This is a genomic window from Microcystis aeruginosa NIES-843 (genome assembly GCF_000010625.1).
GTDB classification, from domain to species: Bacteria; Cyanobacteriota; Cyanobacteriia; order Cyanobacteriales; family Microcystaceae; genus Microcystis; species Microcystis aeruginosa.
Genome location: NC_010296.1, coordinates 507,248 through 529,427, shown reverse-complemented (window position 1 = coordinate 529,427; position 22,180 = coordinate 507,248). Strand labels below are relative to the sequence as shown.

General features: G+C 42.0%; 18 protein-coding genes and 2 pseudogenes. 11 read left to right on the top strand and 9 right to left on the bottom strand.

The window, feature by feature from the left end:
* Window positions 1–143: 143 nt before the first annotated feature.
* Entirely contained in the window at window positions 144–623 is a 480-nt protein-coding gene (locus MAE_RS02670; RefSeq protein WP_041804515.1) for a hypothetical protein, read from the top strand.
* A gap of 219 nt (window positions 624–842) precedes the next feature.
* Window positions 843–2,495: an acetolactate synthase large subunit gene (locus tag MAE_RS02665; RefSeq protein ID WP_002759883.1), complete on the top strand. Its 1,653-nt coding sequence runs from the start codon at window positions 843–845 to the stop codon at window positions 2,493–2,495.
* A gap of 124 nt (window positions 2,496–2,619) precedes the next feature.
* Here the strand turns inward: MAE_RS02665 and MAE_RS02660 are convergent, their stop codons facing one another.
* A complete protein-coding gene (locus MAE_RS02660) occupies window positions 2,620–3,864 on the bottom strand; it encodes a DUF4912 domain-containing protein (protein ID WP_002759885.1) in 1,245 nt (414 codons plus the stop codon).
* Window positions 3,865–4,294: 430 nt separating this feature from the next.
* On the opposite strand from MAE_RS02660, the gene MAE_RS02655 reads away from it, so the two are divergent.
* Window positions 4,295–5,632, top strand: a complete 1,338-nt coding sequence (locus tag MAE_RS02655) for a histidine phosphatase family protein (RefSeq protein WP_041803717.1) — start codon at window positions 4,295–4,297, stop codon at window positions 5,630–5,632.
* A gap of 145 nt (window positions 5,633–5,777) precedes the next feature.
* Here the strand turns inward: MAE_RS02655 and MAE_RS02650 are convergent.
* Together MAE_RS02650 and crtD are read right to left on the bottom strand one after the other, a co-directional pair.
* Window positions 5,778–6,548 (bottom strand): annotated as a pseudogene (locus MAE_RS02650) (PEP-CTERM sorting domain-containing protein).
* 344 nt (window positions 6,549–6,892) lie between these two features.
* Entirely contained in the window at window positions 6,893–8,401 is a 1,509-nt protein-coding gene (gene crtD / locus MAE_RS02645; protein WP_012264212.1) for a C-3',4' desaturase CrtD, read from the bottom strand.
* Window positions 8,402–8,915: 514 nt separating this feature from the next.
* Between crtD and MAE_RS02640 the strand changes: the two genes are divergently transcribed.
* Window positions 8,916–9,146 carry a hypothetical protein gene (locus MAE_RS02640; RefSeq protein WP_012264209.1) on the top strand — a complete coding sequence of 77 codons (231 nt, stop codon included), beginning with the start codon at window positions 8,916–8,918 and terminating at the stop codon, window positions 9,144–9,146.
* 418 nt (window positions 9,147–9,564) lie between these two features.
* Here MAE_RS02640 and MAE_RS02635 read toward each other — a convergent pair.
* Window positions 9,565–10,786: pseudogene (locus tag MAE_RS02635) on the bottom strand (ISNCY family transposase).
* A gap of 292 nt (window positions 10,787–11,078) precedes the next feature.
* On the opposite strand from MAE_RS02635, the gene MAE_RS34660 reads away from it, so the two are divergent.
* The 6 genes from MAE_RS34660 (at window position 11,079) to MAE_RS02610 (ending at window position 15,631) form a co-directional block, all read left to right on the top strand.
* Entirely contained in the window at window positions 11,079–11,555 is a 477-nt protein-coding gene (locus MAE_RS34660; protein ID WP_231859705.1) for a transposase, read from the top strand.
* A 74-nt stretch (window positions 11,556–11,629) separates the two neighbouring features.
* Window positions 11,630–12,412: an ABC transporter ATP-binding protein gene (locus MAE_RS02625; protein ID WP_173351099.1), complete on the top strand. Its 783-nt coding sequence runs from the start codon at window positions 11,630–11,632 to the stop codon at window positions 12,410–12,412.
* Between the two features lie 46 nt (window positions 12,413–12,458).
* Window positions 12,459–13,790 (top strand): MlaD family protein, encoded by a 1,332-nt coding sequence (locus MAE_RS02620; protein WP_012264207.1) that lies wholly within the window; start codon window positions 12,459–12,461, stop codon window positions 13,788–13,790.
* Between the two features lie 63 nt (window positions 13,791–13,853).
* A complete protein-coding gene (locus MAE_RS33930; RefSeq protein ID WP_012264206.1) occupies window positions 13,854–14,015 on the top strand; it encodes a hypothetical protein in 162 nt (53 codons plus the stop codon).
* Between the two features lie 23 nt (window positions 14,016–14,038).
* Window positions 14,039–15,142: a non-hydrolyzing UDP-N-acetylglucosamine 2-epimerase gene (gene wecB / locus MAE_RS02615; protein ID WP_041804514.1), complete on the top strand. Its 1,104-nt coding sequence runs from the start codon at window positions 14,039–14,041 to the stop codon at window positions 15,140–15,142.
* Window positions 15,143–15,145: 3 nt separating this feature from the next.
* Window positions 15,146–15,631: a crossover junction endodeoxyribonuclease RuvC gene (locus tag MAE_RS02610; RefSeq protein ID WP_012264204.1), complete on the top strand. Its 486-nt coding sequence runs from the start codon at window positions 15,146–15,148 to the stop codon at window positions 15,629–15,631.
* A 491-nt stretch (window positions 15,632–16,122) separates the two neighbouring features.
* Here MAE_RS02610 and ltrA read toward each other — a convergent pair whose 3' ends face one another.
* The 5 genes from ltrA to MAE_RS02585 all read right to left on the bottom strand — a co-directional run bounded on the left by ltrA (window position 16,123) and on the right by MAE_RS02585 (window position 20,590).
* Entirely contained in the window at window positions 16,123–17,967 is a 1,845-nt protein-coding gene (ltrA, locus tag MAE_RS02605) for a group II intron reverse transcriptase/maturase (RefSeq protein ID WP_012264203.1), read from the bottom strand.
* 668 nt (window positions 17,968–18,635) lie between these two features.
* On the bottom strand, window positions 18,636–18,836 hold the full coding sequence (locus MAE_RS02600) for a hypothetical protein (protein WP_158303485.1): 201 nt from the start codon (window positions 18,834–18,836) through the stop codon (window positions 18,636–18,638).
* 529 nt (window positions 18,837–19,365) lie between these two features.
* Window positions 19,366–19,869, bottom strand: a complete 504-nt coding sequence (locus MAE_RS02595) for a hypothetical protein (protein ID WP_012264199.1) — start codon at window positions 19,867–19,869, stop codon at window positions 19,366–19,368.
* 261 nt (window positions 19,870–20,130) lie between these two features.
* Complete coding sequence (locus MAE_RS02590; protein WP_002800716.1) at window positions 20,131–20,331, bottom strand: hypothetical protein; 201 nt, start codon at window positions 20,329–20,331, stop codon at window positions 20,131–20,133.
* Window positions 20,315–20,590 carry a BrnT family toxin gene (locus MAE_RS02585; RefSeq protein WP_002800717.1) on the bottom strand — a complete coding sequence of 92 codons (276 nt, stop codon included), beginning with the start codon at window positions 20,588–20,590 and terminating at the stop codon, window positions 20,315–20,317. Before MAE_RS02585 ends, MAE_RS02590 begins: the two co-directional genes overlap by 17 nt.
* 494 nt (window positions 20,591–21,084) lie before the next feature.
* Here MAE_RS02585 and MAE_RS33100 point away from each other — a divergent pair, with 494 nt between their 5' ends.
* Window positions 21,085–21,258 carry a hypothetical protein gene (locus tag MAE_RS33100; RefSeq protein WP_012264197.1) on the top strand — a complete coding sequence of 58 codons (174 nt, stop codon included), beginning with the start codon at window positions 21,085–21,087 and terminating at the stop codon, window positions 21,256–21,258.
* Window positions 21,259–22,180 lie beyond the last annotated feature (922 nt).

The following is a 22,180-nucleotide window of genomic DNA, read 5'->3' as shown; positions in this document are numbered from 1 at the left end:
GGGATTTCGCCAGGAATCTAATTCAAGTGGACTCGTTGAGCCAGAAATTCACAGCAGTGATGCGAGAAGAATCCACGTCCGTTTACGGCGTGGGGTATGTCAAAATAGAAGATTCCCTAGATTATTTTTGCGGGAGGCAATCGGTGATTCTCAATTTTTCCTTAAGGATTGTAGCGGCCAAAGGCAGACTATTCTGTAAGTTTTCACTCTACAAAACCTATCGGGTGGTCAGTACCGCCCCCGTCGATGTCCTCTGGCAAAAATTAATCAATGTGGCCGATGTCTCTTGGCATCCTTTGATCGCCAAGGCTGATGTTCCCTTGGGTTTAATCGCTAAACCAGGGTTAATCTATCAAGCTGTCACCCGTCTGACTCCCATTCCTATCCGGGTTTTCGTGGAAAATGTCCGCCCCGGGGAACTCCTCAGCCTCAGAGTTCTCGCTATCCCGGGCATGGAACAGAAAATGACCTACCAAGTGGAATCAACCCTCTGTGGTAGTTATATTTCCTATTCTGTCACTCTGCGGGGTTGGCTGTCCCCCTTTATCTGGTGGTTAAGTCGTCCCTATCTAGCCAAAGTCGCCGCCCAACTAGCCCACGCTGCCGAAGAATTAACGGCCTAAAAAAAATTCTCCCCAATTGTGCTAATAAATAATCTGCCAAGGGTCAAGATCTAAGTCACAATGGTATATGGATAGACTTAAACAAAATTTTAGTCAGCTACATTGGTACATATAGTCTACTGATATCATCCCGACGAGTTGAGCGCAACAACCTCAATCCGCCGGGATGAACTATCTCTAGAGACTTTACTGATGAAGTAAGCTCTACAGGAGGGAACTATGGGGGAATTAAACACAGCCGAACTTCTAGTTAAATGTCTAGAGAATGAAGGGGTCGAGTATATTTTTGGGCTACCCGGGGAAGAAAACCTCGATGTTTTGGAAGCCCTGAAAAACTCCTCGATCAAATTTATCACCACCCGTCACGAACAGGGCGCGGCTTTTATGGCCGATGTCTATGGACGCTTGACGGGAAAAGCGGGGGTTTGTCTCTCCACTTTAGGACCGGGGGCGACTAACCTGATGACAGGGGTAGCCGATGCTAACCTCGATGGGGCGCCCTTAGTGGCCATCACCGGCCAGGTGGGAACCGATCGGATGCACATTGAATCCCATCAATACCTGGATCTGGTGGCCATGTTCGCCCCGGTGACGAAATGGAATAAACAAATCGTGCGGCCGGGTATCACCCCAGAAGTGGTACGGAGAGCCTTTAAAACCGCCCAAAGTGAGAAACCGGGGGCAGTTCATATCGATCTTCCCGAAAATATCGCCGCTATGGCTGCCGATGGTCATCCCTTGCCCCTCGATAGTCAGGAAAAAGTTTACGCTTCCTATCGGACTTTGAACATGGCGGCGGCGGTGATTTCTAAAGCGAAAAATCCCTTGATTTTGGCGGGAAATGGGGCAATTCGCGCTAATGCTAGTGAGGCTTTAACGGAATTCGCCACGGCCTTGAATATCCCTGTGGCTAACACTTTTATGGGTAAGGGGGTGATTCCCTATACCCATCCTCTGGCTCTTTGGGCGGTAGGATTACAGCAACGGGATTTGATTAGTTGTGCCTTCGAGCGCAGTGATTTAATTATCGCTGTTGGTTACGATTTAATCGAGTATTCCCCGAAAAAATGGAATCCAGACGGTAAATTACCGATTATTCACATCGGCATGACTCCGGCGGAAATTGACAGCAGTTATGCCCCGGTGGTGGAAGTGGTGGGTGATATCACCGATTCTCTCATCGATATCCTCAAACGGGCCGATCGCCAGAATAAACCAACTCCCGTCACCGCGGGATTAAAGACGGAAATTCGGGCCGATTACGAAACCTATGCCAATGATACGGGTTTTCCGATCAAGCCACAAAAATTGATCTACGATCTGCGTCAGGTGATGGGACCGGAAGATATCGCTATTTGTGACGTGGGCGCTCATAAAATGTGGATGGCGCGCCAGTATCACTCCGATTGTCCCAATACTTGCATTATTTCTAACGGTTTCGCCGCTATGGGTATTGCTATCCCTGGTGCGATCGCCGCTAAGTTAGTTTATCCCAATAAGCGCATTGTGGCGGTGACGGGGGACGGCGGTTTTATGATGAATTGTCAGGAATTGGAGACAGCTTTGCGGGTGGGAACTCCCTTCGTCACTCTCATCTTTAATGATGGCGGTTACGGTTTAATCGAATGGAAGCAGTTAAACTATTTTGGGACATCTTCTTTTATTAAGTTTGGTAATCCCGATTTTGTTAAATTTGCCGAAAGTATGGGATTAAAAGGCTATCGGGTGGAATCTACTCAGGATTTGATCCCGACACTAGAGGAGGCTTTCCGGCAAGAGGTGCCTACGGTGATCGATGTTCCCGTCGATTACGGTGAAAATCTGCGTCTTTCCCAAAAATCGGGCGATCTAAGCTGTCAGATTTGGGAATAGAAGTTGATAGCGGCAAGCAACCCCCTCGGTAGCTTGCCGTTAACTTCTCGAAAAAAATCCCCTAACTAAATCTCAGTTAGGGGGAAGTAATTAGGTTGGCTTTGGTAACGTTAGAAAACCCGATCTAGAATAACCATTCTAGAACCGCCTCATCTTTAGTGTTGGTATTGCGAGAAGGGGTTTCCCGGGTAAATTTCATGTGGATAGAACGATTTTGTTCACCATCGGCGGCCACGGCCATAATCGGATAATCGATTAAACCATCTTGGAAGGACATCTGATAGCGGAAAGTGCCATCGGGATTGAGTTTAATCGGACGACCACCGATAGTTACGGTGGCATCGGGTTCCGTAGCACCATAGACGATTAATTCGGCATCGGCAACTAACCAGAATTTGCGCGGACGTTGTAGGGTTTCCGAAGCACCCATACCGATACCGGAAGCAGTTATGCCTATACCGGAAGCAGTTAGTCCCGATACCGTGGGAACTGCCCACATACCAACCCCAGAGGGGAATACATAAGAACTGATCACTTCCGACATCGGTACGGAACCAGCGACGTGCTGCATGGAACCAAACAAGGAACCGGCCACCCGTAGGGCCTCGATATCGCCGACACTCTCGAAAATTTGGTCGTAGATAGGGCTTCCCGTGGTTCCGGCGCTGCTGCCGTAGCGTTTGCTGGGGGGAACGAGTTCGTAAACAGTTTTACCCACCAGTTCTTCTTCCCAGTTAACGGTGACAAAAATATCTTCAATCCAGTCGGAAGGATAGACGGGAGGAATCCGCACTAAAGGAGAACGGGCCAAAACTAACCAACGACCATCGGCACAACGATAACCGATATCGATAACATAATCTCGATCGCTGACCGGAATCGGTAAATACCATTCCCGGGCTAATTCATCACAGAGATATTCTTGGACGCTATGCGCGCCTTGGCTATTGAGATCGATATCGGTGACATCATAAAGACGCAGGGCTAACTGTTGTCCCCCTTGACGACGGAGATCTTCTTTTGATTCGTTGGGGATATCCCAGTAAGCATAGGCCCACTGAGGATCGCGAGGTAGGAGGGTGATGCGATTTTCACCGTAGCCCCCGGGCAGATCTCCTAAACCATCATCCACTGAACCTAGGATATCTTCGATCGGGTTAGCTTGACCTAATTCAAATTTTGCTGCTTCCACTGGTTTTTCCTCTTTAATAATAGATTTAAAATTGCCGCTTACTCCCATAGCTTGGGTAATTGACTCGATTAACTGCGTTTTCCGCATCCGACTGTAACGAGAGATGCTGTATTGACTGGCAACTCGTCGTAGTTGCCGCAAGGTCATCTCATCTAAGGGGGGGTATTCTGGAACCATGAGTTGACGCTCTCCGATTAGTTACGACGGCAAATGTTTTTGGGCATTTGCAAAAGCAGTTATCTGGGTAATCCTTCTAACTACTCATCGATTGCTTTGTGAACGAGAGATCCACTCGATGGGGATCAAGGGAATCGCTTGTTATAAATACCTATTAAACAGTAAGATTCCGATTTTGAACAAGTACCTTGTCATGATTTCTTGACAAAATTGCCAACCCCTTGATCCCCAAGAGATTTTCATGTCAGGAAGTTTTGATATTCTGTCCTGCATTGAAACTGTATCTGAGAAATTTTAGTACAAATGCTCGGACTTCCTCTCCCTGCTCCCCACTGATTACTGATTACTGATTACTGATCACTGATTTGTACTCCGATCCCGATCGCCTGTAATCTGATATTGAGACTTTTAGTTAAGGAGACTGAACCGCTTGGCTACTCGTGTGATTATTGTTCGTCATGGACAAAGCAGTTATAACGCAGAGCAGAAAATACAAGGTCGCAGTGATGGCTCGGTTTTGACAGAAAAAGGCCATCTGGACGCGGAAAAAGTAGGAAATGCCCTCAGTCAAATCGATATCGCCGCTTTTTACTGTAGTCCTCTCCAAAGAGCCAAATCTACTGCTGAGGTGATTCAGTCTCGTTTAAATAATTCTCCCGTCATTCAACCCACTTCGCAGTTACTAGAAATCGATCTGCCTATCTGGGAAAATATGGTCAAAGAGGAGGTAAAAGCTCAATACCCTCAAGAATATCGGGATTGGCACCAAAAACCTCACGAATTTAAGATGATACTGCCCGATGGTCAAGAACATTATCCCGTTCTCTCTCTCTATCAACAAGCCCAAGATTTTTGGCGAGAAATTATTCCCCAACACGAGGGCAAAACTATCCTCATTGTTGCCCATAACGGCATTAATCGCTGTTTAATCCTCAGTGCCATCGGTATTCCGGTTTCCTTATACCATTCCCTACAACAATCTAACTGTTGCGTTAATGTTCTCAATTTTACGGGTGATTTTGGTGATCCTGTGCAGGTGGAATCCCTCAATCAAACGGCACACCTAGGGATAGCTTTACCCCCACCGCGTCCTCCTTTCCAAGGTTCGAGGCTGCTGCTGGTGCGTCACGGAGAAACCCAATGGAATCGGGATAAACGTTTTCAAGGTGTGCGCGATATTCCTCTCAATGATAATGGCAAAGCTCAAGCTGAGAAAGCCGCCGAATTTCTGCGAGAAACGGCGATCGATCACGCTGTCACCAGTCCTTTGTCCCGTCCCAAGGAAACTGCCCAAATTATCCTGCAATATCACCCCGATGTCACCTTAGATACCCAAGTAGATCTGACGGAAATCTGTCACGGACTTTGGGAAGGTAAATTAGAGGAGGAAATTGAAGCGAGTTTCCCCGGGATGTTAGAAGACTGGAAAAATGCCCCGGAAACCGTACAAATGCCGGAAGGGGAGAATTTACAAGAGGTTTGGGATCGAGCGATCGCTTGTTGGCGGCAAATCGTTAAAACCTATAGTAATAGCGATAGTCCTAAGACAATTATGGTAGTAGCTCACGATGCCATTAATAAGGTGATTCTTTGTTATTTATTGGGTTTAAAACCCGCCAATTTCTGGAATATTAAACAGGGAAATGGTGCGGTTAGTGTTATCGATTATCCCAAAGGGGTTGACTCTCAACCGGTCCTACAAGCAATTAATATTACCTCTCATCTAGGAGCGGGAATACTCGATCGCACGGCAGCCGGCGCTTTATAACAGTTATCAGTTATCAGTTATCAGTTATCAGTGGGTAAGTTAACAGTTAACAGATTTGAGTTTTAAGTGAGCAGTATGTGGTAAGTGTGCAGTATTAAATAGCAGTTTCTTGCCATCTTTTCACTGATTACTGATTATCAGCCAGTCAGCTGCCCTTGGCTTTCTTAATTAAGAACAGACTACCCCCAAGTATGGCGAAAGCAACAACCGCATTGGGTTCAGGAACTTTGGTAGCAAAAGAAGCATTGTCAATACTAAAACTATCGACAGCTGTTGTATTATTGGCAAAGATAACAGAACTAAATTCTGCTGTCCCGATAATACCGAGAAACCCATTCTCTCCACCAATTGTAGGATTGATAGAAATAGTTTGGTCTCCTGTGCCATCGAAATTGCCAGTAAGAGTTATAGTCATTTCAGATAAGTCTGATACACTCTAGACCAGTTAAACCCTTATGAACTCTGGCATTGATATTCTCAATCTTAATTGAAATGACTATAACTCATCAATGCGGGAAAAGTCAGCACCAAAAGCCAACACGGTAGCAGGAAACTGCCAGGTTATGGTATCAGAAGCACCCGTAAGTGTACCGGAAGCATTATCGTAAACACCAGAATTGACGATGCTGACACTGTTGTTATTAAACGAATTAGGCAGTGTGGGAGGAGCGGAATTAGTGGAAACAATCCCTGAATCTAGGGTAATTGACTGTGCCGAAGAAATAGTATTGCTAAAGGTATCGGTGGTAATCTTGTACGAGGGGTTCGTGGCGAGTGCCGCTTCCCAGGCAGTCCGATTTGTATAAATGGTATAAGCACTAACAGAAGACACGCTACTTAACAGTAGAGTTACTGTCCCTGTGGCGAAAGCTAAAGAATTAAGGGCATTGAGCTTCACTAGGTTATTTCCTCTCATTAAAGGTGAATAAAAACCAGAGTATCAGAGCAGGTACGAAAAATCCTCTCATCTTTGTACAGAATAATTACAACCCACCTTCCGCACTTCTTAACATTCAATTGATAATTTTTACTAATACATTGCTTACAACCCTTTGCCAGTAAAGATTGTAGCTACAAGGATCGATTTTCATCAAGGTGAAGAATTGTAATTTGTTTTCTCAGAAAAAATCAATTATTGAAAATGTTCTCAATAGTAGTTTCTACAATGAAGCTTTTTCGTCAAAACATCTTGGGGAATGTAAAAATATATAAAGGTATATGAAGATGTGCGGAATGTCGGATTTAATTCCACCCACCCACTTAACTAGAAGCTAATAATTTATTTTCAATCTGTCTAACTACCGTTAGCGCCGAATAGCTGACTCCGGCAGTACCTTCTCCCGGATGGGTGGAATCTCCCACTAACCAAAGATGGGGGATCGGAGTGCGCGTCGCTACTCCAAAAGGGCCAAAAGTGGACAGTCTTTGACCAATACCGCCGACAATGCCCTGATTTCGCCCTGTAAACCGTTCAAAAGTGCGAGGTGTAGCTGATTCGATGTGAACGATGTGATCAGGACTAAGATGGAAATAATTACCGAGACGATTGATCGCCTCTTGGGTGTATGCTGCTTTTAATTGCTGATAATTATCTTCTCCTTTTCGCCACCAAAGACTGGTATCGGTGAAGGAAGAAGCAATAATCGTCGCTTTTCCCACTGGAGCGCGACCATCCCCTTCTTTACTCACGGAAACAAACAAAGAGTTATTTTCGCCGATCATGCCATCGTCATCGTAGAGGAATTGCAAATGGGGGGGACAATCGGGGGGAATAGCAGCGCGATCGACTCCTAAGTAAACCACAAAAGCAGCGGATGCGGGGGGAAGTTTTTCGATTCTCCGGTGATAAAGACTGGGAATGGCTTCGCGATCGATTAATTGTGGTAAATTTTGGATCGGGATATTAGCGACAATCTCATCGGCCATTTCTGGATGTATTTGCCCATTTTTTTGATTTCTGACGATAATTCCCGTGGCTTTTCCCTTTTCTGTCAGTATTTTTTCCACTGTGTGGCGCATTTGCAATTTACCGCCGTATTTTTCCAAAGCTGCTACTAGGCGATCGCTTAATACCTGCATACTACCCTGAAGGTGGGATAAACCTTGGGGAGACTGAGAAACTGCTAAAGCGGTGGCGGCATAAAGTAAAGCGGTTTCATCGGCAGTAACTTGGGAATAAAGCTTTAACTGGAGATCAAGGAAGGTTTTTAGGCGTTTATCTGTCTCTAAGCCGTATAATCGCAGAGCATCGCCCACAGTCATCAAAGTAAAAGGGAAGGTAATGGCAGTATCTACACGCAAAGCGGAGATTAATTGCCCTAAATCCCACCAGTTGCGCGGGGGTAAAACTGGATCGCGACTTTGAAAACGCCAACTTGCTTGAAAGAGTTTTTGTAATAATTGCCAAAAAGGTTCGCTGCCCGGAAATTGTTTTTGTCTTTCCTCTTGCCACTTTTGCGGATTGCGCCAGACGTTAATCGCAGTGGTTTCCCCCGGCAGAAAAACGGCACAAGCGGGATCGCAAGGGACAGAATCGGGTAAATCTATCCCTAATTCGGCAAAAATGCGCTGATGAATGCCCCCTACTTCTAATCCTGCCACTTGAGTTGCCCCCACGTCAAAAGTAAAACCCCGACGGCAAAAAGTCGAGGCACAACCTCCGGGGACAAGCGCCTGATCATATACTGTGACTTGATAACCTCGACGCGCCAATAATGCCGCCGCCGTTAGTCCGCCAATCCCTGCACCAATAACGGTAATTTGCGTCATTTTCTTAACAATTATTTATATTTATTTTTATAGTAACGTTTTTGGCAGTCAGGAGACGGGAATCAGTGATCAGCTCCTGAAGGACGCAAAGCGCCCTAAAAAGAAAAAGAGAAACTAGGGACAAGCCCTGATATTCTAAATCTGGAAGTATCCTGAACTCAAACCGGAGTAACAATGGTGTCATGAGACCCGATTATCAGCTAGGTCCCTAGGAAAGAGGAAAAAAGAATTGGCGAGACGAGGATTAACTCTTGAACCCGTGGTCGAGAATCAAATAAAAAACCCTTCCTAGAACAAGGGTACTTCCCCGATCATAACTCGGAGCCAAGAAAGCCATGACCAAATCCCGAAACAAGTCTTCAAAAACCCAAAGTAGTGACCAGAAGTTAAACATCATCAATGCCAAGGCGGCGGGAGCGGAAAAGTCAAAAGCTCACAAACTCGTAAAGTTGTCAATCGAGCCGCCACGGCCTTTAGATTAGCCGCTCAAGCAGTCAGTCGTTCTAGTTGCGCTTTGGGGGCTTTTTATCGTCGTCTTTATCGCCGCGCTGGTGCGGCCAAGGCGATTACGGCTACGGCACATAAAATAGCGCGGATTTTTTATCATCTGTGGACGACCAAACAATCCTATCAAGAACTGGGAGCAGATGATTACGAACAACAGTATCGTCAACGGGTCATCAACAATCTCTCGAAAAAGGCGCAATCCCTTGGCTTTCAACTGGTTGAGGCTTCCTCAGCCTGAGTTAAGTTTCTGGAGAGTTGGAAGGTTTTGGGGTTTTAGGGTTTTGGGGGTTTAGGGTTTTAGTTAAAATTCCCCCATTCCCCCACTTCCCCACCAGCAATTCTCATTTTGAAAACAAAAGAAGATAAAGTTCTCTATGTGAACAAGAGAACTTCTGTCTAATTATCATTTTTTTTCAAGATAATCATCATAATTAGCTTCAAGAGACAGTTTTAAAATATCTGCCCATAAAAAACTTATCTCAACTCATAAATTTAGCTGAAATTCTGACCTAATTTGTGGTTTTTTCAATGAATAAAATAATCTTTCCTTCTCTCGAAAAATTGACATTTTTAACTAGAATTTATTTTTTTGAGCGGGACATATTCGGTAAGAATAAACAAGAAAAACTCTGACCAATTCTTAAACCAAAAATATTTTAATAAAGTACGAATATCATTAAAAAAACTGGTGCGAGTAACTAATAACTCACGAATCTTTTGATAAGTATGATTAACTAAATCTAAAACGGTATGAAATAAAAAAGCTAGTAAATTTAAAGACAACAAGAACTCGCATAAATGACTTTGACCATGACCAAAATTATGTTCTAAATTATAACCGTGATTTTTAAGAACGTTATTTCCTTCATTCTCAACTTTCCATCTGCTGCGTCCAGCTTTGACAATTTTTTCAACATTATTTTCAGTAATTTGATGATTGGTAATCCAATTATTTTGATAGATAATTTTCTGTGTTTTTTCATTAATGACCGTGACTTCACACCAATTAACTTCGAGACTTGACTCGACCTCTCTCAGAGGAACTCTAGAAACATAACGATAACGATAAATGAGATTCTTTCGTCCATCCCATTGTTTCTTTTCTACGGTTTTAACTTCTCCACTTTTTTCTAAAAATTCTCGCCATTCATATAAGGTTTTATGAGAAGTTTCAAGACAAACAAAAATAAAATTATAACCTTGTTTTAGAGCTAACTCACAGATAGGTTGGCGAGAGTATAAGTCATCTCCTAACAGGGTTACGGGATAACCATACTTCTTTTGATGATTCTTATCTAACCATCTTTTAACAGCCGCATTTTCACAATCTTGTTTTTGCTGCCCATCTTGTTTTTTAATAAATTCTGGTTCTAAATTAATCACTTGTTTTTGCTCAGGAGAAACCACAATTGGCGTGACGCAACCATGAAAATAAGTTGTCGTTCCATTACGAGGATTGCGGCAATTACAATGGGGACAACTAATTTTCTTTGAAGAAAAATATTCCGTACCATCTAAAGCTATTAAAATTTCCTCATCTAAGTAGAAAAATTTTTTAATAACTCCCGGTTTTTTTAACCATTGATAGACTTGTTGAAAAGAGCCAAATATTGTGGCAGCTGGGATAGGATCTAACAGGTTTCTGATTTGATTATCACCAGGTATTTTTTTGATACCAAATAAACTTGAAGCATTATCTTTTCCCTTACTACTTTTCATCAAACGTTGATGCTCTAAAAAAGAAGGTGACTGAGTAAAAAAAACCGAAAAAGCCGCCTTAACTGCATCTTCTACCTGATATTTGGTATTGTTTCCTGGTTTTCTGTCATCGGGTAAGTCATGTAATTCTTGAACTAAAAATTGTATTAATTCAGGAATTTCTCAAGTCACAGCCTTTTTCGTCATCGCAGAACAGTTTGATTAATTAATATTTCCAACTTAATAATTTTACCTCAACAGACAACAATCATCAATTTTTATTTGGTTCTCTTTCTGATGTAGAGAACTTTTGTTCTAGATTGCTCCCATCTTTCAAATATTTTGAGTATAAATACTCTATATACTCACTTCTCTGCGATGCAGTCGCACTCGCGGGAGCGCATTTTGTAGCTTGCTTAAAGCTTTGTTTCTGTCTGTATCACTTGTTACTTTTTAAAATGAGAATTGCTGCTTGGCCTGTACCTTGCTTGCCCGTTGGGATTCTGGCTATCAAGAGCCGTGGTTAGTTTTGACCGACTTGTCACCCCAAAGGGCTGATGCCCTCTGGTATGGCTTACGTCCTTCTACGGAGTGTGTTTACCGCGACCTCAAATCCGACGGCTGGCAATGGCAAAACACTCGCCTGCTTGACCCAGAGCGTGCCGAACGCCTTTGGTTAGCTATGGCTGTAGCTACTCTCTGGATGGTTATGCTGGGAGGAGAAGCGGAAAATCAATCTCCTGAACCCAATTTGTCGCCACTTCCCCCCCAACATACTGTCTTTAGTAAAACTCTCCACCTCAAACCTCTACGTCAGCTTTCTTGTTTTCTTCTGGGTTCTATTACCCTAGTTGCTGATTTACTGAAAGGTTTATCGATTCACCTTCATCGTTGGAGTTCTTTCCCTCCCACCCCCGTTGATGCTTTTTACTACTCCCCTTCCTCTTAGTTGTAAAATACCTACACCTGTCAGACTTCCCCACTTCCCTAAAATTCCAGAGGTTATAAGATAATTAAGCGATGATTAAAGAACCGTTAATTGAATTGAGAGGAGTATCGAAAAGATTCGGGGATAATGTTATTCTCGATGGTTTAGATTTAACCATTTATCGAGGGGAGGCCCTAGTAATTATCGGGCCGTCGGGAACGGGAAAATCAACGGTTTTACGGTTAATTGCGGGATTAACGGGGATAAATGCTGGAGAAATTCGTATTAAAGGTCAATTGCGTCAGGGATTGCTAGAAGATGGTCGAGAAGCGATGCGAACTTCCTTAGTTTTTCAACAAACGGCCCTGTTTGATTCTCTCACCGTCGGGGAAAATGTCGGTTTTTATCTTTATGAACAAACTAATTTAAAAAAAGCCAGAATTAGGGAATTAGTGGAAAAAAGCCTGGAAATGGTCGGTTTACAGGGAATTAGTGACCTTTATCCCTCGGAACTATCGGGAGGAATGCGTAAACGGGTGGCTTTTGCCCGCGCTATTATCACTAATCCCGATAATCCGGCCGATAATCCAGAATTACTGCTGTATGATGAACCTACCGCCGGATTAGACCCGATAGCTTCCACAATTATCGAGGATCTAGTGCGGACTCTCCATGAAAAATCAGGGTCTGCGAACACTTATGTGATGGTTTCTCACCAACAAAGTACCATCCGACGCACCGCCGATCGAGTAGTATTTCTCTATCAGGGAAAAGTGCAATGGCAGGGATTAGTGGCAGATATCGATCGTACCGATCATCCCATGATCCGGCAATTTTTTAGCGCCAGCATTGAAGGCCCGATTAGGACAATCGTTTAAGCTAGATTAAGCTAAATTAAGAACTATCGAGAATGAGAGAAAAATCATGCAGAGTTCGCGAGCTTTACGGGAAGGAAGACTAGGTTTGTTTGCTCTAGGCGGATTATTGGTCTTTGGGGCGCTCGCTATCTGGGTTCGCGGGGGGGGATTTGGTCAAAGAACCTATCAATTAATCTTCGAGTTTGCCGACGTGGAAGGGTTACAAGTCGGGGCGCCGGTGCGTTTTCGCGGGGTGAGAGTGGGAAGAATTACAAGTTTTATCCCGGGAAGCAATCAAGTGGAAGTTATTGCCGAAATCGCTTCTGCTACTTTAGTTATGCCTAGGAAGGTAACTGTTACTACCAATCTTTCCGGATTAATTGGTGAGGCAGCCATCGATATCACTCCCTTAGTTTCTTTAAGTGCTGAGGCCAAAAATCTCGACCCTCTGGCTCCCGACTGTGATCAACAGTTAATTCTCTGTAATAATACTCGTTTACAGGGGACAACAGGAACACAATTAATGTCTAGTGTTGGTCGTTTAGTGGATACTTTTACCAGTCCTGAATTTGTGGGTAATCTCAATGATGTCACCAAAAATACCGCTATAGCAGCTCAAAAAATCGCCCGTTTATCCGATGATACCTCCCAGACTATCCGTAATGCCCAAAGAGAAATCTCTCGTCTATCTTTGGAATTAGCTACCACCAGTCGCTCGGTCACTAATACAGCTAATAATGCCTCCCGTTTTGTCAATACTTTAGATAATACCGTTCAGGAAAATCGCAGTCAAATCAGCAGGACTTTTCAACAATCTTCCCAATTGGTCGCTAATCTCAATGCTGTTCTCAGCGAAAATCGCGGACAAATTGTTGATACTCTCGGTAATATTAATCAAGCTAGTTTAGGTATTGGTAGTCTCGCTAATAATCTCAATAATACCGCCCTGAGGTTGAATGCAGGTTTAGATGAAATTGATACTAAACAAGTCATGCAAAATATCGAGACTATTTTGAATAATGCGGTGGAAACATCGAATAATTTACGAGAAATTACTAAAACTATTAACGATCCTGCTACAATTGTCGTACTGCAAAAAACTCTCGAATCCGCTAGGGTGACTTTTGAAAATACTCAAAAAATCACCTCCGATATCGATGAGTTAATTGGTGATCCCCAATTTCGCGAGAATTTAAGACGTTTAATCGATGGCTTAAGTAATCTGCTTTCTTCCGGGGAACAATTAGAATATAATTTGCGTATCGCTCAAACTTTAGATACCATGACTCAAGAGTTAGCTAAACAAAAAGTTTTGACCATCTCTCGACCTTTAAATCCTAAGCAAATGCAACTCTATCCCCAATTTATCGTTCAACAACCACCCACGAGTGAAAAATGACAAAACAGCACAATTCAAGCGATAGATTATGAATTATGAATTGTGAATTATGAATTATGAATTATGAATTATGAATTAGGGAGAATAAATAAAAATAATCTCCTGTCTCCTGTCTCCTGTCTCCTGTCTCCTGTCTCCTATCTCCTGTCTCCTATCTCCTATCTCCTATCTCCTATCTCCTATCTCCTATCTCCTGTCTCCTATCTCCTGTCTCCTGACGGCTAAAATAACTGATGACTGATAATAATATGTTGAAATCAATTTGTATTACTCTTGGAACTCGTCCTGAAGCGATTAAATTAGCTCCCGTTATTCGTGCTTTTCAAGAATCGGAACAGTTTCAAACCCATGTAATTCTGACGGGACAGCATAAAGAAATGGTAGCGCAGGTGATGGAATTATTTGCTTTAAAAGCAGATGAAAATCTGGATATTATGCAAACCCGTCAAACCTTAACTGATATTACTTGCCGCAGTTTACGGGGTTTAGAAACGGTTTTTGAGCGCATAAAACCAGATTTAATTATTGTGCAAGGTGATACTACCACGGCTTTTGCTGCTGCTTTAGCGGCTTTTTATCAACAAATTCCTATCGCCCATGTAGAGGCAGGATTAAGAACTAATGATATCTATAATCCCTATCCCGAAGAAGCTAATCGCCGCCTAATTTCTCAACTGACTACCCTACATTTTGCTCCCACTACTTTAGCCGTGGAAAACTTACAAAAATCTGGGGTGACAGGAAATATTCACCACACCGGTAATACAGTTATTGATGCTTTATTAAGCGTAGCCAAAACCGCACCAGAATGTCAAATTGCGGGCTTAAATTGGTCAGATTATCGGGTTTTATTAGCTACGGTTCACCGCCGGGAAAATTGGGGCGAACCCTTACAGGATATTATCAAAGGATTCACTTTGTTGTTAGAAAAATATGCCGATACAGCCCTATTATTACCCCTCCATCGCAATCCCACCGTCCGAGAACCAATAAAGTCCGCTTTGGGCAATCATCCCAGGGTATTTTTAACTGAACCTATCGATTATGCCGAGTTAGTGGGGGCGATTCAACGCTGTTATTTATTATTAACTGATTCGGGGGGCATTCAAGAAGAAGCCCCTAGTTTAGGAAAACCGGTTTTAGTATTGCGAGAAACCACGGAAAGACCGGAAGCAGTACAAGCGGGAACAGCGAAATTAATTGGTACTAATCCAGAGCAAATTTTAGCACAAGCGGGAGAATTATTAGGGGATAAAATCGCCTATGATCGTATGGCTAATGCCATTAATCCTTTTGGAGATGGACAAGCATCCCAAAGAATCCTCCAAATCGTCCAAGATTTTTTGGCTTAATCTATGACTACTTGGTTGGGTATCGACCCCGGATTAGCGATTGTCGGTTGGGCTATTCTCCGGGATAATAGTGAGTTAATGCCGATTTTAGTCGATTACGGCACGATCGAAACTTCTAAAAATCTTTCTACTGCCCAGCGTTTGATCGAAATTGAACGGGATTTAAAGGAGTTAATCGCAGAATATAAACCGGGGGAAATTGCCGTGGAAATGCCCTTTTTTAACCGGCAAATCAAGGCAGCTGGTGGAGTCCTGCAAGCATTGGGAATTATCAATCTAGTTAGCTGCCGCGATGGGGGAATTGAACCGATTTTCCTCCATCAAGCTAGTTGGAAATGTCATCTCGGCCATGGTAAGGCCACTAAAGCTGAGGTGGCCGAACAAATTAAGTATTTATTCGGATTGACAAAAATGCCTATTAATGACGCTGTAGATGCTATAGCGATCGCATACGCTGGTTTCAGTGGCGTTCGCAATCAAATCTCTTGAAGCAATTTGACGAAATTGGCGCAAAAATTTAGCTGACAACTAAAAGCCATTTTTGGATTTAGTATAACTCGTCCTTTTAGCAAAAGTGATCGCACCAAAGGGTTTAAGTAGCGATCGCATACGCTGCTTTCAGTGGCGTTCGCAATCAAATCTCTTGAAGCAATTTGACGAAATTGGCGCAAAAATTTAGCTGACAACTAAAAGCCATTTTTGGATTTAGTATAACTCGTCCTTTTAGCAAAAGTGATCGCACCAAAGGGTTTAAGTGTGGAATTGTGATAATTGTCATCGTCAATGCTAATAAAAATATGGTATAGTTCTTAAACGATTATAAGTTTAAAATAATGAAAATAAATGAAAATAAAAGTTTCCCAAAAAAAGGGATCATCAAACGAAGTTAACCCTCAGTTAAAGATTAGGGGTCGAGAAGGTCGTCACCGACCTCCCCTCCCATTCAGAACCGTGCATGAGACTTTCACCTCACACGGCTCCTAGTTTGACTGTTCCCTTGTTAAGGATACAGCTTGACTTCTTTTGGTTGTCCTTGTATTATCTATACTAACTTCTAATGGTGTTAGCGTAGATGATTTTGGGCTTCCATCAGATGCCGATTTATCATCGTGACAGTGGCGGTGTAGTAATTGAAGGTTCTTGTATTCATCCTTTCCGCCTAAGCTTAGAGGGTGAATGTGGTCAACTTCAATTAAATCCGATGGGGTGAAATACTGCCCACATCGGCTACACTTGCCTTGTTGCTTTTTGAGTAGTTTGGCTACTCTTGTCGGTGTGTCGATTGCTTGTCCTCGTCTGGTCGCCCAGTAAGTCCAATTTCCGTCAAATGGTGATGCGTCGGGGCGTACTAGGGTATGTCTGACGATTGGTGTCCAATTATGTTTCCATAGATAGAGACCGTTTTTGGTTTTGAATAACCAAGATTCGTGTCTTTCTTTCCCATTGCTGAGTTTAACTGTATCCGGTCTAAAATAATTTCTCAGCTTTTCGTAGTTCGCTTTACCGCATCTTGATACTGTCCATGCCCTTAACATTAACCAGGTTGTATTGTCTAGTTTATTGAAGGTATCCATAGATACTACTCCTGAGTAGTAGTTAGCCCAACCTCTAATGATTGGGTTTAGTCGACTAATCAGGGCTGATTGAGGTGCTGTTTTGTGTTTTTTGATTACACCTTTAATCGCTTCTGTGTGGGTTTTAACTGCTTTTTGGCTGGGTTTGATGTGGGTTTTGTGACCAATTAATCGTTTTGCCCCATCTTTCCCAGATTTGTATTTTCCTACTGGATATTGCCTGATATTGAATCCTAGAAAGTCAAAACCGGGTTCTTCCATTTTCCCATTGTATTCAATAGGTTTGAGTGTGTGACACACTCTGGTTTTTTCTGGTTTAAGTTCTAATCCAATAGGCTTTAACCATTCAGAAATGGCAGTTTTGCACTGTTCAATGATTTCGAGTGATGGTGAAATCACCACAAAATCATCGGCGTACCTTATTAAAACAGCTTGATTTTTACCATTTCCCTTTTTGGGAAATAGTGTTTCAATTAATCTTGCCATTCCATCCAGTGCGATGTTGGCTAGTAGTGGACTTATTACCCCTCCTTGTGGTGTCCCTGTTTCTGTTTCTTCAAATACACCGTTATCCAAAACTCCTGCTTTGAGCCATTGTTTTATGTCTCTTTTCAGGGAACTTGGACAATGAATTTTGGACAGTAAAAAGTCGTGATTAATTCGGTCAAAACACTTGGCAATATCAGCATCTAATACAAAGTAGCTACTTTGATTAATGGTGATGTATATCCTTGATATAGCGTCATGGTCAGACCTTCCGGGTCGGAAACCATAGCTGGTTCCTTCCATTTTTGACTCCCATTCTGGTTCAAGTGCCGATTTAATCAACGCTTGTCTAGCTCTGTCTTTGATGGTTGGTATTCCTAATGGGCGTTTTTCATCCCTGCCGGGTTTAGGAATCCATACCCTTCTTAGCGGTTTTGCTTTAAGTGTTCCTTTGATTTCTTCGGTTAGATTTAGCCTTTGTTCTGGGGATATTGCTATCATTCCATCGACTCCTGCTGTTTTCTTTCCTTGATTATCTTGGGTTACTTTGCGAACTGCTAATAAACGAGCATAGTATGATTTCACCAATAGACGTTGCAACCTTCTAACCTTTGCATCCTGTCCCGATTTAGCCGCTTGGTATATCCTCTTTTGGAGCTTGAAAACATATCTTTGGACTTTTGCCCAATTGATAGTTTTCCATACATTCGTAGTCTTAGTGGTTTTCGGTTTCCCGAATCCTTTACCTTCTCTCGATTTCGTCATATAGACTCCTACTAGACTCTATCCTTACAATCAAACCGTAACCCGTCAGCATATCCTGATTATTACTGTCAGGCGTTGGCTTTTGGTTACATCTCACACCCTTGAAGGCTTGCGCTTACACTTATCGCTACTGGGTATTTCGACCGATACTCAGAGCCTAAAAGGGTTTATAACGTTCCGTTTATATGGGCATTCCATCTTTAGATTTGTCCTCTCCACCGGGGTACTTTAAAGGTCTGTGTGAGTGGGAAAGGTAAGACCCTCACTATTCCCCTTATTCTTTTGAATGTAGTGTGTCAACCTATTTCACTACTCAATGTTTACGATGGTTCAAGTCGGACATTTGGCTCACGCCTAATCTTGGATGGTTGGCAGTGGTCTCGGTTTGGATGTTAGGTTACATCTAGGAGCCTTCCGTTCCCCGCTTCAGTCCCAGAGTTGTGACTTCTGAATCTGGGGGTGGCTATCGCCGTTACTCTCAGCTTTGTAACGATTTGTGATTGATTGTTACAAAGTGTATTGACCTTGAGTCCCCTTGCCTGATTTGGTATCGGGTGATACTAAACGTTGGGACATATAAACAGTTATAAGGTTGGTCTGGGTTGACCTCTTAGATTCAGTCGGGGGACTGAAGACCTTACTAGGCGGTTATTTCGGGCATTTCAGCCCTATTTCATGCCTAAACGTTTCGCACAACTTTCTATATTATATCCAAGAATCATAAATGCTTGCCATTTTCCTTGATTGTTAGTATTGAATGGATTCATAGAGTATTCAGTGAATTTACGAGGATCGATCTCAGCTTGTTTTGCCATTGGTAATGGATTCCCCGATTGCCAATTTTGCTCCATGCTTATATCGTTTACCAAAGTGAATAGTAATGTCCATAATCAAGTTTTGTTTTGTTGTCAATACTCTGTTAATATATCTAATACTAAATCCGTTGAGTACAGGCTAGTTATGAGGAGAGGCAAAAGGCAAGAGGCAAAAGGCAAGGGGAATAAATAATCAGTTTTTAATAACCGGATTTAGTATAACCTATCAGCGATCGCATGATCATTATCAAATAGGCGATCAGATTTATTCTGTTAAATATTCTAAGAAAGATTGGCTATTTTTGTACGCTCACTGGGCTGTAATTGTTGAATGACAGAAATGAGTTGTTCTAGGGTGATAGGTATTGTTATCATGGATTTCATGTCTCTTAGTTGAATAAAAACAGTCTGTAATCTCATTATATCAAGTATGATGAGGATCTTGGTCATGCGAAACTAGACGTTAATTTCAATAGGCAGTAATTGTTGGGTTTCGTACCTTAGCTAAAGCTACACGCCTAGACTTATTATATGCTAAAACTCACTGCATACCGCTATATTTTCATAGGCAGATTGAAACCCTTCAAGGTAATAGTCCGGGTGTCCCAGCAGGAACACACTTATTTAATTTTGTCGTTCCATCAGATTGAATGTAGTAATCTTCACCCCAATCTGATGGATATACACCAAAAGAAACTATAGCGGTATTACCACAATTAGCAACAATTTTATCCGTCCAACTTTTCATTAAAATTTTAGATTCCATAATATTAATAATTATGCTCTCTATTTTTGGTTCAGATCTAGTGGTCACACTCCAATCCACTGAACTTAATGCAATATTCAATACATCAGTTCTATTCGTTGGATTTCCCGTTCTACCTTCATTGGCTACTCCTTTATAAATACTAAACTTAACCCTTCTAACTCCCTTTGAGCGAATTTCTTCAAGGACTTTATTGACAGTAGCTTGACAGCCTAGCTTTGGTTCTGATTGTGCTTTAACCGAAGGATAGGAACCAGCAAAAAGCGTTGACAATCCTAATAAGGAAGCAATTAAGAGATTTTGGGAGTTAAGTCGTTTCATGGTTTTGTCCTCTGAGGAAACTTAATTAAAATGAAATATTTTTGTTAGTAGTTGAGTTGACGTTAAAAAAGTAACCGTTGGTTGTGTTGGGTTTTGTGCCTTAATCAAACCTACATGGCTAGGAACTGTAGGGGCGCAAGGAACCTGCGCCCAGAATGTAACCTCTCTCAATTTATCAAGTCTGGTGAGTCAGCCTCACTTATTTGAATACCGCGATTATGATGTTTTTGAGATAGTTAAAGACTGTTCAATTACTTGAGGTTAACTATTTTGAATTAGGCGTAATAACAAACGTAATCCTTCATTAACGGCTGCTGAATCAGGAAAAATAGTAGCAACGTCGGGGTCTATTTCGACGGTTAAAGTAGTTCTTTTTCGCCCTTGACCTCTTGCTATGACTGGAAGTTTAGTAAAGTCATATTCGGGGCGTAAATCATCATCTAGATCACAGGTCTGATTCATAAGCTTTACGTTCTTGGGTGGTAGCTAAACGGGCACTAATTAAGCGTGTGGTTTCCGTGCGGTCAGTATAAGAAACAACTAGCAATCGTCCTTTGGCTGATTCCCCCATTATAATAAAACGTCGCTCCCCAAGAGAGTGTTCTGGATCGGCAAAGGTTAAAAATAAGGGATCATAGAACACGGATTTAGCTTCATCGAAAGAAACACCATGTTTGGCCAAGTTCCTTTTGGCTTTCTCCTCGTCCCAATCGAATAACATGGGTTACATTTATATGGGTTGGCTGAAAATTATAGCAGAATTTCTGGCTCTCCCGTACTTGTGGTGATAAGAAAAGGTTATCTAAGGTAGGGCGTATACCATACGGCGCGACAGAAAACGAATTTGCCCTATTGTAGGGGCGCAAGGAACCTGCACCCAGAATGTAACATACACTAACATTTTACCCCATAATGTCGGGAGAGCCGATTTTCATAGGCAGACTGAAACCCCCCAAGGAAGAGGACTAGGAGCATTTTCTGGTTTAACACACTTATTTAATTTTGTCGTTCCATCAGATTGAATGTAGTAATCTTCACCCCAATCTGATTGATCATTACCAAAACCAACTATCGCTGTATTGCTACAATTAACGGTTCTTCGGTTTGTGCTATGCAATGGACGGAGTTATAAGGGATGAAACCCTTATAGAGAAGGACATTGATGCGATTTTTGTCAATTGTTTTCGAGCTAGAACAAACTAATCAATAGAACTCTTGCCAGATAAGGATTTAGTCGATTTATGCCCCCCTATCGAACCATACCAAGTAACGAAGAGCCGAATATTATTATTGTTAACTAATCTTGTCCATTCAATTATTTCTCCCCCATCGGAAGCAAACTCACTCACCAAGAAAATGTGTTCGCCAAAAGCAACTCGACAAGGATAGTAGTAGCCATCCCGATCCTTCCGTAAAAAGACCGTGATTCCTTCCCAATCTCCTTCATGATTATTAAATCCTTCGTGGTCGTACCAATTGCTATGGGGATAGTGAAAGTAATAGTTAATTGCTAATTCTTTAATCCCTGTTTTTTTGTTATCTATTTCTAAATTATCATTTTCAACAATTGAGGCATAAATTTTAGCAGGAGTTTTTTTACTTCGACTGTAAGCGCCTTTGATATCTGTTTTAAATTGACTAAGATCTAAGTAATCATCTGCATTTCCTCTATCCTTAATATTGGGAGCATCTCACCTTTGCAATGAGCATAAATACTTAGTGGAAAAATAGGCTTTTCGAGGGTAATTCTTGTTTTAATTCTCCATGTACGCAGTCTTTAAAAGCCTCTATTTCGTTCCAAGACACGATTAAGAGTGGCTTTTAGGCTAAGTATAATTACTTATCGCGTAAGTGAGATGCTCCCTTAATATTGGCTTTAGTTTCGGCTTTCCAAGTATTTTTATTAACATCAAAAGGAACTTGATATTCTTACTCTGGCTCAAAATTCAAAATCGGAGTAAAATAGTTAATTAAACCTTGTTTCGTCAGTTCTCTACTGTCGATCACTTTGTTTTGACTGTCAGGAACTTTGATCCTAAAATTTTTGATAGTAACTTCAGGACGGTCAGCAATAAAAAGAGTTTTTAGATAAATATCTTCGCCTAATTCACCCTTGTGTAATTTATTTAACTTAAACTCAATTTCTTCAACAACAGCTTCTTGAGGGACAACAAATTTGTCGATGGTGATCTGGTAAATACCTGGTTCTCGAAAACGAATCGATATTTTATCATCATATCCTGATGCTTCATAGTGGGACTTAAACGATCAACAAGAGTATAATAGAGTATAATTGTTATAGAATAAGCAC

Coding starts and splice junctions, on each gene's coding strand:
- MAE_RS02665 (WP_002759883.1), top strand. CDS start 843: ATGGGGGAATTAAACACAGCCGAACTTCTAGTTAAATGTCTAGAGAAT.
- MAE_RS02660 (WP_002759885.1), bottom strand. CDS start 3,864: ATGGTTCCAGAATACCCCCCCTTAGATGAGATGACCTTGCGGCAACTA.
- crtD (WP_012264212.1), bottom strand. CDS start 8,401: ATGACGCAAATTACCGTTATTGGTGCAGGGATTGGCGGACTAACGGCG.
- MAE_RS02620 (WP_012264207.1), top strand. CDS start 12,459: ATGCAGAGTTCGCGAGCTTTACGGGAAGGAAGACTAGGTTTGTTTGCT.
- MAE_RS33930 (WP_012264206.1), top strand. CDS start 13,854: ATGAATTATGAATTAGGGAGAATAAATAAAAATAATCTCCTGTCTCCT.
- wecB (WP_041804514.1), top strand. CDS start 14,039: ATGTTGAAATCAATTTGTATTACTCTTGGAACTCGTCCTGAAGCGATT.
- MAE_RS02610 (WP_012264204.1), top strand. CDS start 15,146: ATGACTACTTGGTTGGGTATCGACCCCGGATTAGCGATTGTCGGTTGG.
- ltrA (WP_012264203.1), bottom strand. CDS start 17,967: ATGACGAAATCGAGAGAAGGTAAAGGATTCGGGAAACCGAAAACCACT.
- MAE_RS02595 (WP_012264199.1), bottom strand. CDS start 19,869: ATGAAACGACTTAACTCCCAAAATCTCTTAATTGCTTCCTTATTAGGA.
- MAE_RS02590 (WP_002800716.1), bottom strand. CDS start 20,331: ATGAATCAGACCTGTGATCTAGATGATGATTTACGCCCCGAATATGAC.
- MAE_RS02585 (WP_002800717.1), bottom strand. CDS start 20,590: ATGTTATTCGATTGGGACGAGGAGAAAGCCAAAAGGAACTTGGCCAAA.